The sequence below is a fragment of the Streptomyces cathayae genome (genome assembly GCF_029760955.1).
Lineage (GTDB): Bacteria > Actinomycetota > Actinomycetes > Streptomycetales > Streptomycetaceae > Streptomyces > Streptomyces cathayae.
On the sequence record NZ_CP121682.1, the window covers coordinates 3,937,194 to 3,951,118 of the forward strand.

At 72.8% G+C, this 13,925-nt stretch carries 14 protein-coding genes; 6 read left to right on the forward strand and 8 right to left on the reverse strand.

Annotated elements, in window-relative coordinates; all coding sequences use genetic code 11:
- Positions 1-17: 17 nt before the first annotated feature.
- Entirely contained in the window at positions 18-608 is a 591-nt protein-coding gene (locus PYS65_RS17860) for a TetR/AcrR family transcriptional regulator (RefSeq protein WP_279334948.1), read from the reverse strand.
- Positions 605-2,137, reverse strand: coding sequence for a 3-hydroxyacyl-CoA dehydrogenase (locus PYS65_RS17865; protein WP_279334949.1), 1,533 nt, complete (start codon positions 2,135-2,137; stop codon positions 605-607). The genes PYS65_RS17860 and PYS65_RS17865 overlap by 4 nt, the downstream gene beginning before the upstream one ends.
- Positions 2,138-2,291: 154 nt before the next feature.
- Between PYS65_RS17865 and paaN the strand changes: the two genes are divergently transcribed.
- The gene (gene paaN, locus PYS65_RS17870; RefSeq protein WP_279334950.1) at positions 2,292-3,983 is read left to right on the forward strand and encodes a phenylacetic acid degradation protein PaaN; all 1,692 of its coding nucleotides are present in this window, start codon (positions 2,292-2,294) and stop codon (positions 3,981-3,983) included.
- Between the two features lie 57 nt (positions 3,984-4,040).
- Here the strand turns inward: paaN and PYS65_RS17875 are convergent, their stop codons facing one another.
- Genes PYS65_RS17875 through PYS65_RS17885 form a run of 3 tightly spaced genes read right to left on the reverse strand, consistent with a single transcriptional unit; the run spans position 4,041 to position 6,941 of the window.
- The gene (locus PYS65_RS17875) at positions 4,041-4,862 is read right to left on the reverse strand and encodes a TrmH family RNA methyltransferase (RefSeq protein ID WP_279334951.1); all 822 of its coding nucleotides are present in this window, start codon (positions 4,860-4,862) and stop codon (positions 4,041-4,043) included.
- A gap of 10 nt (positions 4,863-4,872) precedes the next feature.
- Complete coding sequence (locus PYS65_RS17880; protein ID WP_423836101.1) at positions 4,873-6,291, reverse strand: HTTM domain-containing protein; 1,419 nt, start codon at positions 6,289-6,291, stop codon at positions 4,873-4,875.
- A complete protein-coding gene (locus PYS65_RS17885; protein WP_279334952.1) occupies positions 6,198-6,941 on the reverse strand; it encodes a DUF5819 family protein in 744 nt (247 codons plus the stop codon). Before PYS65_RS17885 ends, PYS65_RS17880 begins: the two co-directional genes overlap by 94 nt.
- Positions 6,942-7,231: 290 nt before the next feature.
- On the opposite strand from PYS65_RS17885, the gene paaA reads away from it, so the two are divergent.
- From paaA to PYS65_RS17910, 5 genes are read left to right on the forward strand one after another with little or no spacing between them, the layout of a single operon-like run.
- Positions 7,232-8,269 carry a 1,2-phenylacetyl-CoA epoxidase subunit PaaA gene (gene paaA, locus PYS65_RS17890; protein WP_279334953.1) on the forward strand — a complete coding sequence of 346 codons (1,038 nt, stop codon included), beginning with the start codon at positions 7,232-7,234 and terminating at the stop codon, positions 8,267-8,269.
- Positions 8,266-8,553, forward strand: a complete 288-nt coding sequence (gene paaB, locus PYS65_RS17895) for a 1,2-phenylacetyl-CoA epoxidase subunit PaaB (protein ID WP_279334954.1) — start codon at positions 8,266-8,268, stop codon at positions 8,551-8,553. Before paaA ends, paaB begins: the two co-directional genes overlap by 4 nt.
- Positions 8,550-9,308, forward strand: a complete 759-nt coding sequence (paaC, locus tag PYS65_RS17900) for a 1,2-phenylacetyl-CoA epoxidase subunit PaaC (RefSeq protein ID WP_279334955.1) — start codon at positions 8,550-8,552, stop codon at positions 9,306-9,308. The genes paaB and paaC overlap by 4 nt, the downstream gene beginning before the upstream one ends.
- Positions 9,302-9,874, forward strand: coding sequence for a 1,2-phenylacetyl-CoA epoxidase subunit PaaD (gene paaD / locus PYS65_RS17905; RefSeq protein ID WP_279334956.1), 573 nt, complete (start codon positions 9,302-9,304; stop codon positions 9,872-9,874). Before paaC ends, paaD begins: the two co-directional genes overlap by 7 nt.
- Positions 9,874-10,932, forward strand: a complete 1,059-nt coding sequence (locus PYS65_RS17910) for a 2Fe-2S iron-sulfur cluster-binding protein (RefSeq protein ID WP_279334957.1) — start codon at positions 9,874-9,876, stop codon at positions 10,930-10,932. Before paaD ends, PYS65_RS17910 begins: the two co-directional genes overlap by 1 nt.
- A gap of 40 nt (positions 10,933-10,972) precedes the next feature.
- Here PYS65_RS17910 and PYS65_RS17915 read toward each other — a convergent pair whose 3' ends face one another.
- From PYS65_RS17915 to PYS65_RS17925, 3 genes are all read right to left on the reverse strand, one after another.
- Positions 10,973-11,302: a rhodanese-like domain-containing protein gene (locus PYS65_RS17915; protein WP_279337984.1), complete on the reverse strand. Its 330-nt coding sequence runs from the start codon at positions 11,300-11,302 to the stop codon at positions 10,973-10,975.
- A 93-nt stretch (positions 11,303-11,395) separates the two neighbouring features.
- Positions 11,396-12,244, reverse strand: a complete 849-nt coding sequence (locus PYS65_RS17920; RefSeq protein WP_279334958.1) for a hypothetical protein — start codon at positions 12,242-12,244, stop codon at positions 11,396-11,398.
- A 211-nt stretch (positions 12,245-12,455) separates the two neighbouring features.
- On the reverse strand, positions 12,456-13,880 hold the full coding sequence (locus PYS65_RS17925) for a DUF2252 domain-containing protein (protein WP_279337985.1): 1,425 nt from the start codon (positions 13,878-13,880) through the stop codon (positions 12,456-12,458).
- Positions 13,881-13,925 lie beyond the last annotated feature (45 nt).

Genomic DNA, 13,925 nt, shown 5'->3' on the forward strand with positions numbered 1-13,925 from the left:
GCGGGGCGACGGCCCGGTCAGGCGGCCCTGCGCAGTCCCGAGAAGGCCAGCTGGACCACCGCGTCGGCCACTTCGCGCTCGCTGGTGCCGCGCCCGTCGGGCCGGTACCACTCGACGAGCGAGTTGACCATCCCGAAGACCAGCCGGGTCGCCAGGCGCACCTCTATGTCGCCGCGCACGTCCCCCTCCGCCGCCGCGGCCCTCAGCAGGCCCGCCACCCGGTGGTCGAACTCGCGCCGCCGCTCCAGGGCCCACCGCTCGGTGTCCGTGTTGCCGCGCACCCGCAGCAGCAGCGTCACGTAAGGGAGTTCCGCGATCAGGACCTCGACCGTGCGCCGCACCACGTACTCCAGCCGCTCGGCGGCCCGCCCCACGCACGCGTGCTCCTCGTCGAGGATGCCGAAGAGACCGTCCAGCGCCCGGCTCACCGCACGCCGCAGCAGTTCCTCCTTGCCCGCCACGTGGTGGTATATCGACGACTTGGAGATGCCCGCCGCCTTGGAGAGGTGCTCCATCGAGGTGCCGTCGTAGCCACGCTCGTTGAACACCCGCACGGCGACGGACAGCAGGGTCTCCGGGGTGTACGTGTCGCGCCTGGCGGTGGTCATGGGGTGCCCTCCCGCTTGTCGGCGGCGCACGCGTACCGGTAGAGCGCGAGGGACGGCGCGTAGCGGCCGGACGGATCGATCTCGTGCAGTTCGTCCAGAAGGGAGCCGGCCCAGCCGCGGCCGAGGCGGCGGCTCCACTCGAAGGGCCCGAGGGGGTAGTTCACACCCAACCGCATCGCGGTGTCGACGTCCTCCTCGGTGGTCACCCCCTTGGCGACGGCCTCGACCGCCAGGTCGATGATCCGCGCCACCGTGCGGGCGACGATCATGCCGGGGACGTCGCCGATGACGCTGACCTTCTTGCCGAGCGCCTGGAACAGGCCGATGGCCTCGGCGACGGTCCGCGGGGAGGTGTCCTGGGAGTGGGACAGGGCGATCCGGCCGGCCTCGCGGTAGTCGAGGGCGAGATCGAAGTAGACGACGTCGCGGAACTCCACCGACGTCTGACCGTCCGCGAGCACCAGCTGACCACCGCCGGGCAGCACCAGCCGGGTGCCGTTGTCCTCGTCCTCCGCGCGGACCTCGATGCCCGCCTCCCGGATCAGTGCGAGCAGGTCCGAGGCCGGGCCCAGATCCCCCTCGGCGACCACGTACGCGGGCGGCGCCAACGGCTCCGCGGTGTGCGGCTCGGGACGCCCGGCACCGTCCGCGCGGTCGGAGTGATCGGAATAGTCGTACCATCCCCGGCCGCTCTTGCGGCCGAGACGGCCGGACTCGACCAGCCGGCGCTGGGCCAGGGAGGGCGTGAAGCGCACGTCCTGGAAGAAGGCCTGCCACACCGAGTGGGTGACGGACTCGTTGACGTCCTGCCCGATGAGGTCGGTCAGTTCGAAGGCGCCCATGCGGAAGCCTCCGGACTCGCGCAGCACCGCGTCGATCGTGGCCGGGTCGGCCCCCTGGGACTCGTACACCGCGAAGGCCTCGGCGTAGAAGGGCCGGGCGACCCGGTTGACGATGAAGCCGGGGGTGTCGGCGCAGGCCACCGGCGTCTTGCCCCAGGCGCGGGCCGTCTCGTACGCGCGCGTGGCGTGCGCGACCTCGGTGGCGAAGCCGGAGACGACCTCGACGAGCGGCAGCAGCGGGGCCGGGTTGAAGAAGTGCAGGCCCACGAAGCGCCCGGGGGCTCTCAGCGCGCCACCGATGGCGGTGACCGACAGGGACGAGGTGTTGGTGGCGAGCAGGCAGTCGTCGCCGACGACGTCCTCCAGCGCGCGGAACAGCCCCTGCTTGACGTCCAGACGCTCCAGGACGGCCTCGACCACCAGGGCACAGTCCGCGAGCCCCGCGAGGTCGTCGACGGGCCGCAGACGGGCACGGGCCGCGTCCCGATCGGCGGCGGTGAGCCGCTCCTTGGCCACCAGCCGGTCGAGCCGGGCCACGATCCCGTCGGCCGCTTCCCGGGCCCGGCCGGGAACGGCGTCGTACAGCCGCACGGGATGACCCGCGACCAGGGCGACCTGGGCGATGCCCTGGCCCATGGTGCCGGTGCCGACGACGGCCACGGGGCTGCTGAGGTCGAGTGCTGTCATGTGCGCGATCCTTCCGCACGAGCCGGTCCACAGATGCGGCGGACCCCTTGTCCCGACCGATCGTTCGGTTACTCTAACTCTGACCGCCCGTGTTCCGACATCCCCCGCCCATGCCTGGGCCCGGCCCACGAACTCGACGAGGAGTTGGTCCCCGATGGCCGCCGAACTCACCGCGCAGCAGTTGATCGACCAGCACCGGCCCACCCTGGACCGGGCGCTGGAAGCGATCCGTACCCGCGCTTACTGGTCCCCGCACCCCGAGCACCCCAAGGCCTACGGGGAGCACGGCAGCCTGGACCTGGCCGCGGGCAGGGCCGCCTTCGACGCCCTGCTCGGCGCCCGCCTCGACCTCGGCCAGCCCGGCACGGACGACTGGGTGGGCGGCGAGACCTCCCCGTACGGCGTCGAGCTGGGCGTGAGCTACCCGCACGCGGACCTCGACGTGCTGCTGCCCGCCATGCGGGCCGGGATGCGGGCCTGGCGGGACGCGGGCGCCGAGACCCGCGCGGTGGTCTGCCTCGAGATCCTCCGGCGGATCAGCGACCGGACGACGGAGTTCGCCCACACGGTCATGCACACCTCCGGCCAGGCGTTCATGATGGCGTTCCAGGCCGGCGGTCCGCACGCGCAGGACCGCGGCATGGAGGCGGTGGCGTACGCGTACGCCGAGCAGACGCGCACCCCCGACACCGCTCAGTGGACCAAGCCGCAGGGCAAGCGCGACCCGCTGACGCTGACCAAGCGGTTCACCCCGGTCCCGCGCGGCATCGGCCTGGTCATCGGCTGCAACACCTTCCCGACGTGGAACGGCTATCCCGGTCTGTTCGCCTCCCTCGCCACCGGCAACGCGGTCCTGGTCAAGCCGCACCCGCGCGCGGTGCTGCCGCTCGCTCTCACCGTGCAGGTCGCGCGCCAGGTGCTCACCGAGGCCGGTTTCGACCCGAACCTGGTGGCCCTGGCCGCCGAGAGGCCCGGCGAAGGCATCGCCAAGACGCTCGCCACACGCCCGGAGATCCGGATCATCGACTACACCGGCTCCACGGAGTTCGGCGACTGGCTGGAGGCCAACGCCCGCCAGGCGCAGGTCCACACCGAGAAGGCCGGCGTCAACACGGTGATCGTGGAGTCGACCGGCGACTACCAGGGCATGCTCGCCAACCTGGCGTTCTCCCTCTCGCTCTACAGCGGCCAGATGTGCACCACCCCGCAGAACCTGCTGATCCCGCGCGGCGGCATCACCACCGACCAGGGCCCCAGGTCCTTCGACGAGGTCGTCGCCGATCTGGCGAAGGCGGTCGACGGCCTGCTCGGCGACGACGCACGCGCGAACGCGCTGCTCGGCGCGATCGTCAACCCGGATGTCAAGGCCCGCCTGGAGGCCGCCGCCGGTCTCGGCGAGGTCGCCCTCGCCTCCCGGGAGATCGCCAACCCGGAGTTCCCGGACGCGGTGGTCCGCACGCCGGTGATCGTGACGCTGGACGGCTCGAAGCCGGACGCCGAGGCCGCCTACCTGAGCGAGTGCTTCGGACCGGTCTCCTTCGCCGTCGCGGTCGACTCCGCCTCGGACGCGGCGGAGCTGCTGCGGCGCACCGTCCGTGAGAAGGGCGCGATGACCGTCGGCGCGTACACGACCTCCCCCGAGGTCGAGGAGACCGTGCGGGAGGTGTGCCTGGAGGAGGCGGCCCAGCTCTCCCTCAACCTCACCGGCGGGGTGTACGTCAACCAGACCGCCGCGTTCTCCGACTTCCACGGCTCCGGCGGCAACCCGGCGGCCAACGCGACCCTCACCGACGCGGCGTTCGTGGCCAACCGCTTCCGGGTGATCGAGGTACGCCGGGAGGCGTGACGGACCGGTGCGGCGGACGCAGGCGCGCGGAGCCCATCGGCCCCACCGGCCGCCCTGCTAGGACGCGTCCCCCGTGGCGCTCCAGTGGTACAGCGTCATGGCCACACTGGTCGCGAGGTTGTAGCTGGAGACCTGGGGGCGCATCGGCAGCGCCACCAGGTGGTCGGCCCGCGCGCGCAGCTCCGCCGAGAGCCCGCTGCGCTCCGAGCCGAAGGCGAGCAGCGCGTCGTCCGGCAGCTTCAGCGCGCGGATGTCGTCCCCCTCCGGGTCGAGCGCGAACACCGGGCCGGCGGGCAGTTCGTCGACGGGAAGCCGCTCCACGGCGGTCGCGAAGTGCAGCCCGGCCCCGCCCCGCACGACCGTGGGGTGCCAGGGGTCGAGGGTGCCGGTGGTGACGACACCGGTCGCCCCGAAACCGGCGGCCAGCCGGATCACGGCCCCCGCGTTGCCCAGGTTGCGCGGGAGGTCCAGGACCACCACGGGGGCGGTGCGCGGGGTGTGCGCCAGCTTCTCGAGGTTGCCCGCGCGGGAGGGCCGTACGGCGAGGGCGGCGACGGCGGTGGGATGCGGGCGCGGGACCAGCGAGGCGTACGTCTCGTACGGCACCTCGGCCAGCAGCGCCGCCAGCGCGTCCCGGACGTCCGGGGCCAGCTCGTCCGCGAGGGCGAGCGCGGCGGCCCGGTCCGCGGTGACCGCCACCTCGACCTTCGCCCCGAAGCGCACGGCGTGCTTGAGGGCGTGGAAGCCGTCGAGCAGGACGGCGGTACCGCTCCGCCGGTGCCAGCGGGTCACGGGACCGGCATCCCGGTCGGGGACGGGGGTGCCGGGCACGGGGGCGGAGGCGGGATCGGGGGCGGAGGCGGGATCGGGGGCGGCCATGACGTGCAGCCTACGTGCGGGGGCCGAGCGCCTTCCCCGGCATGGGGGTGGCCGGCCGGCCACCCCCACGCGGTTCCGGGTCGGCGGGCCGGGGCCCCGGGGCGGACGGACCGCCCGTACGGTTGCGGGGCCACCGTCCGCGGGCCCGCACCCACTCGTACGCCCGGGTGGAGCCGTTGCCCAGACGGCGCAGGAACGTCGTCGGCAGGAAGACGGCGTCGGCCGCGATCATCGCCAGGGAGAAGAAGGGCAGTCCCAGGACCACGGCGATCACGGCGTGCTCCGTGATCATGAGTACCAGGAACACGTTCTTGACCCGCCGGTTGAACAGGGTGAACGGGAAGGCGACCTGCACGGCGACCGTCCCGTACGTCACCAGCATCACCAGGGTGCCGCTGGCGGTCAGCAGGTCGCCGAGGGCCGGCCAGGGGGAGAAGTACTCCAGGTGGAGCGGATAGTGGACCGCGGTGCCGTCCTGCCAGCGGGAGCCCTGGATCTTGTACCAGCCGGCCGTGGCGTAGATCAGACAGGCCTCGGCCATGATCACCAGCAGGGCCCCGTTGTGCACGACGTTGGCGACGACGTCCAGCAGGATGCGTGGCTGCGGGGTCCTCGCGCGCCGCCCCACCAGCCACCACAGTGCCTGCACCACCCAGACGGCCCACAGCAGCGCCGGTATGAACCAGTCGCCGTCCAGCCGGCCGGCCAGGGTCGCCGTCAGCAGCAGGAAGCCCAGCACGCTCCACAGCGCGGGACCCACCCGGTCCCGCGGCCGCTCCCCACGCGCGCGGGCCCGCTGCTCGCGCCGGGCGCGCCGCGCGTCCAGCGACCACACCTGGCCGCAGCGGGTGAACACGAGGTAGATCGACATCAGGTGCAGGACGTTGTCGCCGCCGTCGCCCATGAAGACACTGCGGTTCTGCAGCGACAGCACACCCACCATGAACAGCACCGACATGGTGCGGGTGCGCCAGCCCAGCAACAGCAGCACGCTCCACACCACCGCGAGCGCGTAGCCGGCCTCGAACCAGCCCTGGCCGTCCGACCACAGCAGCACGGTGAAGGCACCGTTGGACCCGACCAGCTGATCGGCGAGATCCCAGTCCCACGGGCCGTCGGGACCGTACAGCTCCTGGCGGTGGGGGAACTCCCGGAGCAGGAACAGCAGCCAGGTCGCGCTGAAGCCGATCCGGATCACTGCGGTCTGGTACGGGCCGAGAGCGGCGTCGGTGACCCGTGCGACGGCGCCGGAGACCCGTGCGCCGGCAGCGGAGACCCGTGCGCCGGCAGCGGAGACCCGTGCGCCGGCAGCGAAGACCAGGAGAGAGAAGCGGTTCACCCGATGCCTTCCCGTGCCTCGTCCTCCGGCACCGGCCACCAGGGCAGGGTGCGGTGCACCGGCTTCGTCGAGACCTGCTCCTCGCTCCACCGGGGCGGCGGCACGTTGACGGTGCGGGACCGGACCTGGATCCGGTCGACGACGCCGCCCGGCCCGGCCGCGTCCGACCGTGCGAGCCGCATCACCATGATCCGGCGCAGATACGACTCGGCCAGCGCGCCCCGCATGCCCACCGGACGATCGTCCTCGTCGTGCGTGGCGACGAAGAAGTCCCAGGCGCGGCGGAGCTCGTTCTGCTGGGTGTGGCTGGGCAGGAGGTTGCCGTCGATGGCCCGGCCGTCCTGGGCGGACAGGTCGTACCAGCCGGTGGTCCGCACTCCCCCGTCCGCCGTCAGGATCTCGGCGCGGACCTGGACGGAGATGTTCTGCTGCAGCGGATTGGGCGCGAACAGCTTCCAGTTCTGCTCGAACTCCGGGTAGATCCAGTCCTCGATCGCCGTGCCGTGCTCCTTGGAGACCGTGTTCGCGGGCGCGACGTGCAGGAACGTCATCCCGAGGTGCACGCAGACCACGACCGCGACGACCCCGAGGGCCACCGCGGCGGCGATCCGGTGCCGCAGGGAGAGGGCGGCCACGCCGGTGGCCGGCTCGGGCGGCGGGGCGAGGCCGCCCGGTTCCTCCGGTCCGTCCGGCCCGGCCCGCTCCTGCCGGGCGTGCGAGCCCTCGTCGTACGCGTTCATCCCGCCCCGTTCCCACATTCCCGGTCCGTGTCCCGGCCGCGGCGCCGTCGTACCGCCCGCACACCGCTTCGCGGCTTCACCGTGTCGCACGGAACGGTACTCAGCACCGGCCTCCGGGGCACAGCCCCGGAGGTCATCCACAGCTGTTGACACCTTGCGGCGGCCGTCTCACCATGGAATCGCACGAACCGAACGATCGGTCGGGAGCGTGTTCCGGGAAGAACCCAGAGCGGGAAGACCCAGAGCAAGAAGAATCAAGGTCGAGAAGAACCAAGGTCGAGGGGGACCTCATGGCGACAGCAGCCGCTCGCGGCACGGTCGGCGGCCGTACGCATGACGCACCGGACGGCGCCGGCGACCGTGCCGGTGACCCGCTCCTCGACGGCGCGGGACACGAGCGTGCCTTCGACGCGACCGTCGCCGCCGACGAGAGGATCGAACCACGCGACTGGATGCCCGACGCCTACCGGGCCACACTCGTCCGGCAGATCGCCCAGCACGCGCACTCCGAGATCATCGGCATGCAGCCGGAGGCCAACTGGATCACCCGCGCGCCGTCGCTGCGCCGCAAGGCGATCCTGATGGCCAAGGTGCAGGACGAGGCCGGACACGGCCTGTACCTCTACAGCGCCGCCGAGACCCTCGGCACCAGCCGCGAGGAGCTGCTGGACAAGCTGCACTCCGGCCGCCAGAAGTACTCCTCGATCTTCAACTACCCCACGCTGACCTGGGCCGACGTCGGTGCGATCGGCTGGCTGGTGGACGGCGCCGCGATCACCAACCAGGTGCCCCTGTGCCGCTGCTCGTACGGTCCGTACGCGCGCGCCATGGTGCGCATCTGCAAGGAGGAGTCCTTCCACCAGCGCCAGGGCTACGAGCTGCTGCTGGCCCTGAGCCGCGGCACCCCCGAGCAGCACGCGATGGCCCAGGACGCGGTGGACCGCTGGTGGTGGCCGTCCCTGATGATGTTCGGCCCGCCCGACGACGAGTCGCAGCACTCCGCGCAGTCGATGGCCTGGAAGATCAAGCGGCACTCCAACGACGAGCTGCGCCAGCGCTTCGTCGACATCTGCGTCCCCCAGGCCGAGTCGCTCGGCCTCACCCTCCCCGACCCGGACCTGCGGTGGAACGAGGAGCGGGGGCACCACGACTTCGGCCCGATCGACTGGGCCGAGTTCCGGGACGTCCTCAAGGGCAACGGCCCGTGCAACGAGGAGCGGCTGACCCGGCGCAGGCGCGCCCACGAGGAGGGTGCCTGGGTCAGGGAGGCGGCAGCGGCCCACGCGGCCAAGCACGCGAACGGCGAGACAGGAGCACCCCGTACATGACCGACACCGACTGGCCCCTGTGGGAGGTCTTCGTGCGCTCCCGCCGGGGGCTCTCCCACACCCACGCCGGCAGCCTGCACGCCCCGGACGCGGAGTTCGCCCTGCGCAACGCCCGCGATCTGTACACCCGGCGCGGCGAGGGCGTCTCGATCTGGGTCGTGCCGTCGTCCGCGGTCACCGCCTCCTCGCCGGACGAGAAGGACCCGTTCTTCGAACCCGCCGCCGACAAGCCCTACCGGCACCCGACGTTCTACGAGATCCCCGAGGGAGTGCGGCACCTGTGACGACACCACCCGGCGCCCCCGCACAGACGGCCGCCGAGGACGACACCGCCCGCACGACGGCCGCGCTCGCCCTCGGCGACGACGCCCTGGTGCTCTCCCACCGCCTGGGCGAGTGGGCGGGCAACGCCCCGGTGCTGGAGGAGGAGGTGGCCCTCGCCAACATCGCGCTGGACCTGCTGGGCCAGGCCCGGGTGCTGCTGTCGACGGCCGGGGACGAGGACGAGCTGGCGTTCCTCCGCGAGGAGCGCGCCTTCCGCAACCTCCAGCTGGTGGAACAGCCGAACGGCGACTTCGCCCACACCATCGTCCGCCAGCTGTACTTCTCCACCTACCAGCATCTCCTGCACGCCGAACTCGCCGCGGGTGACGGCCCGTTCGCGCCGCTGGCCGGAAAGGCCGTCAAGGAGGTCGCCTACCACCGCGACCACGCCGAGCAGTGGACCCTGCGGCTCGGCGACGGCACGGACACCAGCCGGGCCCGGACCCAGCGTGCCGTGGACGCCCTGTGGCGGTACACCGGCGAGATGTTCCAGCCGGTCGAGGGCCTCGACATCTACTGGCCGGCCCTGGAGGCGGCCTGGCTGGAGCAGATCGCCCGGATACTGCGCCGGGCCACCCTCACCTTGCCCGAGGGACCGCGCACCGGGGCCTGGACGGCCGGTGCCGGCCGCCAGGGACTGCACACCGAGCCCTTCGGCCGGATGCTCGCCGAGATGCAGCACCTGCACCGCAGCCACCCGGGGGCGACATGGTGACCACGGCGCCCACCACCCCGCTGGAGGCCGAACTCCTGGAACTGGCCGGTTCGGTGCCCGACCCCGAGCTGCCCGTGCTGACCCTGCGCGAGCTGGGCGTGGTGCGCGCGGTGCACGCGCGCGGAACGGACTCCGTCGAGGTCGAGCTGACCCCCACGTACACGGGGTGCCCGGCCGTCGAGGCGATGTCGGCGGACATAGAGCGGGTCCTGCGCGGACACGGCGTGCGTGAGGTCACCGTCCGCAGGGTGCTCGCGCCCGCCTGGTCGACCGACGACATCACCGAGGAGGGGCGGCGCAAGCTGCGGGAGTTCGGCATCGCCCCGCCTCGTGTACGGCCGCCGTCCGGAGCGGTCCCGGTGGGCCTCGGCCCGACCCGCACCCGCGACCCGCTGGCCGGCGCTCCACCGGCCGGCGAGGCGTCCGCCGCTCCGGAGCCGGTGCGGTGCCCGCGCTGCGATTCCGCCGACACCGAACTGCTCAGCCGTTTCTCGTCCACGGCGTGCAAGGCGCTGCGCCGGTGCCTTTCCTGCCTCGAACCGTTCGACCACTTCAAGGAGCTGTGATGGCGCGCTTCCACCGGCTCCGGGTGGCCGCGGTCGAGCGGCTCACCGACGACTCCGTCGCCCTCACCCTCGCCGTTCCCCCGGAACTGCGCGAGCAGTACCGCCACGCCCCGGGCCAGCACCTCACCCTGCGGCGCAGGGCCGACGGCGAGGACATCCGGCGCACCTACTCCATCTGCTCCCCGGCGCCCGACGGCCAAGGGCCCGGCACGCTGCGGGTGGGGGTGCGGCTGGTCGACGGCGGGGCCTTCTCGACGTACGCCCTGAAGGAGATCGGCGTCGGGGACGAGCTGGAGGTGATGCCCCCGGCGGGCCGGTTCATCCTCCGGCCCGCGCCCGGCCGGTACGCGGCGATCGTCGGCGGAAGCGGCATCACACCGGTGCTGTCCATCGTCTCGACCCTGCTGGGACGCGAGCCCGAGGCCCGGTTCTGCCTGATCCGCAGTGACCGCACGGCCTCCTCCACGATGTTCCTGGAGGAGGTGGCCGATCTGAAGGACCGCTACACCGAGCGGCTCCAGCTGGTGACGGTGCTGTCACGGGAGGAGCAGCAGGCGGGGCTGCCGTCCGGGCGGCTCGACCAGGAGCGGCTCACCGCACTGCTGCCGGCGCTGCTGCCCGTGGAGCAGGTGGGCGGCTGGTTCCTGTGCGGCCCGTACGGGCTGGTGGAGGGGGCGGAGCGGGCGCTGCGCGGCCTGGGCGTGGCCCGCTCCCGCATCCATGAGGAGATCTTCCACGTGGACACCGGCACACCGGTCGCTCCCGCGGCACCGGCCCCCGCCCACAGCACGGTCACCGCCCTGCTCGACGGGCGCGGCGGCACCTGGCCCGTCCAGGACGGCGAGTCCCTGCTGGAGACGGTGCTGCGCAACCGCCCCGACGCCCCCTACGCCTGCAAGGGCGGGGTGTGCGGAACCTGCCGTGCCTTCCTCGTCTCGGGCGAGGTCCGGATGAACCGCAACTTCGCACTGGAGTCGGAGGAGACCGAGGCGGGCTACGTGCTGGCCTGCCAGTCGCATCCGGTGACGGAGGGGGTGGAGCTGGACTTCGACCGCTGAGGGCCGTTGCCCGCTTCCAGAGCCTGTTCCGGCACCCGGACTACAGCACGTGTCCGGGCTGCCCCTCATCCGTGACCACGGGGCGTCCCGCCGACTCCCACACCTGCATCCCGCCTGCCACGTTCACGGCGTCGATGCCCTGCTGGACCAGATACACGGTGACCTGGGCGGAGCGCCCGCCGGAACGGCAGATCACATGCACCCGGCCGTCCTGCGGGGCCGCCTCGGTCAGCTCGCCGTACCGGGCGACGAACTCGCTGATCGGGATGTGCAGCGCCCCTTCGGCATGGCCGGACTTCCACTCGTCGTCCTCGCGGACGTCCAACAGGAAGTCGCCGTCCTTGAGGTCCGTGACCTCGACCGTGGGCACTCCAGTCGCAAAACTCATGCCCCCGACGCTACCGGAAGCAACCGAGCCGGACGCCCCACCGCGGGGTGGCCGGGATTCCGGCCGCTCCACGGCTCAGCCCTGCAGGGCCGCCAGCTCCGCCTCGCGTTCGGCCACCTGGGCGCGCAGCTGTTCGGCTATCTCCTCCAGGAGACGGTCCGGGTCGTCCGGGGCCAGCCGGAGCATCGAGCCGATGGCACCCTCCTCGAGTTCCTTCGCGACCAGCGTGAGCAGTTCCTTGCGCTGGGCGAGCCACTCGAGCCGGGTGTAGAGCTCGTCGACGGCGCTCGGGGCCTGCTCCTTCGGCTTCGGGCCCGCGGCCCACTCCTCGGTGAGCTCACGCAGCTCCGCCTCGCTGCCGCGGGCGTAGGCGGCGTTGACGCGGGTGATGAAGTCCTCGCGGCGGCGGCGTTCCGGCTCCTCCTGCGCCAGGTCCGGGTGCGCCTTGCGGGCGAGGTCGCGGTAGAGCTTGCGGGCCTCCTCGCTGGGCCGCACCCGCTCCGGGGTCCGGACCGGCTGGTCCGTGAGCATGGCCGAGGCCTCCGGGAAGAGGCCGTCGCCGTCCATCCAGCCGTTCAGCAGCTGCTCCACACCGGGGATCGGCAGCAACCGGGAGCGCGCGTCCTCGGCCAGCCGACGGTCCTCGGGATCACCGGTGCGGTCGGCCTTGGCCTCCAGGATCCGGGCATCCAGTTCCTCGAGGCGCAGATACACGGGGCCGAGCCGCTGCTCGTGCAGCCGGGAGAAGTTCTCGACCTCGATGCGGAAGGTGTCCACCGCGATCTCGAACTCGATCAGCGCCTGCTCGGCAGCCCGCACGGCCTGCTCCAGCCGCGCCTCGGGCCGCTGCGCACCACCTTCGGCCGTCACCTGCTGCTCCGCACCGGCGCCGCCACCACCCTGCTCACCCTCCGAGGTCGTCACCCGCACAGCGTAGGCCACCGCCGCCGCCCCCGGAGCCCACCCGGCCCGCTCCCCACACCGGCCCGGCCCGCCGAACCGCAGGCCGGACCACCCGCCGAACCACCCGCCGAACCACCTGTCGGATCGTCTGCAGCACCCCCGAGGAGACACCGCACACGACACACAGACATCCGGTCATCCGGCCCGGCCCCCTGCCGAGCGACCCCGCTGCTCAGACCCCCGTCTCCGCCGCGATCCGGCCCGACCGCACCGCCGCCACCAGATCCGCGTGGTCGGCCTCCGTACGGTCGGCGTAGCGGAGCGCGAAGTCGGCCATCGCCTCGTCGAGCTCGTCGCTCTTGCCGCAGTAGCCGGCGATCCGGCGGGGGTCGGCGCTGTGGGAGTGGGCGCGGGCCAGGAGGGCGCCGGTCATCCGGGCGTAGTCGTCGACCTGGTCGGCGGCCAGGGCCGTCGGGTCGACGCTGCCCTTGCGGTTGCGGAACTGCCGGACCTGGAAGGGCCGCCCCTCGACGGTCGTCCAGCCCAGCAGGTTGTCGCTGACCACCTGCATCCTCTTCTGGCCCAGGACCACGCGCCGGCCCTCGTGGTCGGCGTCGGGGACGTCGAAGCCGGCCGTCAGCAGATGCGGGACCAGCGCCGAGGCCCGGGCCTCCTTCACCTGGAGGACCAGGGGCTCGCCCCGGTGGTCCAGGAGCAGCACGACATACGAGCGGGTGCCCACGCTGCCCGTGCCGACGACGCGGAACGCCACGTCCTGCACCGCGTGCCGGGCCAGCAGCGGAAGCCGGTCCGGCTGGAGGGTGCCGACGTACTCCTCCAGGGAGTGGGCCACCGCGGCGGCCTCGGCGTCGTCGACGCGCCGCAGTACCGGCGGGGCGTCGACGAAACGGCGTCCGCCGTCCGCCGTCGCCTCGGTGGACTTGGCCGCGAAACGGCCGCTGGTGTTGGCGCGGGCCTTCGCGTAGACCCGCTCCAGGGTGCCCAGCAGATCGTGCGCGTCGGTGTGGGAGACCAGTTCCTCGTCGGCGATGGCGTTCCAGGCGTCCAGCACCGGCAGCTTGGCCAGCAGCCGCATCGTGCGGCGGTAGGCGCCCACCACGTCATGGGCGGCCTTGCGGCAGATGTCCTCGTCCGCGCCGACCACCCGGCCCGCGAGCACCAGCGAGGTGGCGAGCCGCTTGACGTCCCACTCCCAGGGGCCCCACACCGTCTCGTCGAAGTCGTTCAGGTCGATGACCAGTCCGCCGCGCGCGTCGCCGTACAGGCCGAAGTTGGCCGCGTGCGCGTCGCCGCATATCTGCGCGCGGATCCGCGTCATGGGGGTATGGGCCAGGTCATGGCCCATGAGGCCCGCCGCGCCGCGCAGGAAGGCGAACGGTGTCGCCGCCATCCTGCCCACCCGTATCGGCGTCAGCTCGGGCAGCCGGCCGCGGCTGGACTCCTCGACCGCGCTCACCGCGTCGGGGCGGGAGGGGTCCAGGTCGAGAGCGGCGTGGGCGCTGCGGGGGACCAGCCGGCGCAGGGCCTTGCCGTCCTCCTTGGCCGAATCCTGGGGCGGCCATGCGGCGAAGCCCCGTACACGCGGCAGCCGCACCTCACCGGCCGCCCGACCGTCCGGCCCCGTCCACGCCGGCACCTCTTCCGTGCCGGCCCCACCGGCAACGATCTCGGTCACAGCAAC

Excerpts from the sequence above, each read along its gene's own strand:
- paaB (WP_279334954.1), top strand. The coding sequence starts at position 8,266 with ATGACCGACACCGACTGGCCCCTGTGGGAGGTCTTCGTGCGCTCCCGC.
- paaA (WP_279334953.1), top strand. The coding sequence starts at position 7,232 with ATGGCGACAGCAGCCGCTCGCGGCACGGTCGGCGGCCGTACGCATGAC.
- PYS65_RS17910 (WP_279334957.1), top strand. The coding sequence starts at position 9,874 with ATGGCGCGCTTCCACCGGCTCCGGGTGGCCGCGGTCGAGCGGCTCACC.
- PYS65_RS17860 (WP_279334948.1), bottom strand. The coding sequence starts at position 608 with ATGACCACCGCCAGGCGCGACACGTACACCCCGGAGACCCTGCTGTCC.
- PYS65_RS17875 (WP_279334951.1), bottom strand. The coding sequence starts at position 4,862 with ATGGCCGCCCCCGATCCCGCCTCCGCCCCCGATCCCGCCTCCGCCCCC.
- PYS65_RS17865 (WP_279334949.1), bottom strand. The coding sequence starts at position 2,137 with ATGACAGCACTCGACCTCAGCAGCCCCGTGGCCGTCGTCGGCACCGGC.
- paaD (WP_279334956.1), top strand. The coding sequence starts at position 9,302 with ATGGTGACCACGGCGCCCACCACCCCGCTGGAGGCCGAACTCCTGGAA.
- PYS65_RS17885 (WP_279334952.1), bottom strand. The coding sequence starts at position 6,941 with ATGAACGCGTACGACGAGGGCTCGCACGCCCGGCAGGAGCGGGCCGGG.
- paaN (WP_279334950.1), top strand. The coding sequence starts at position 2,292 with ATGGCCGCCGAACTCACCGCGCAGCAGTTGATCGACCAGCACCGGCCC.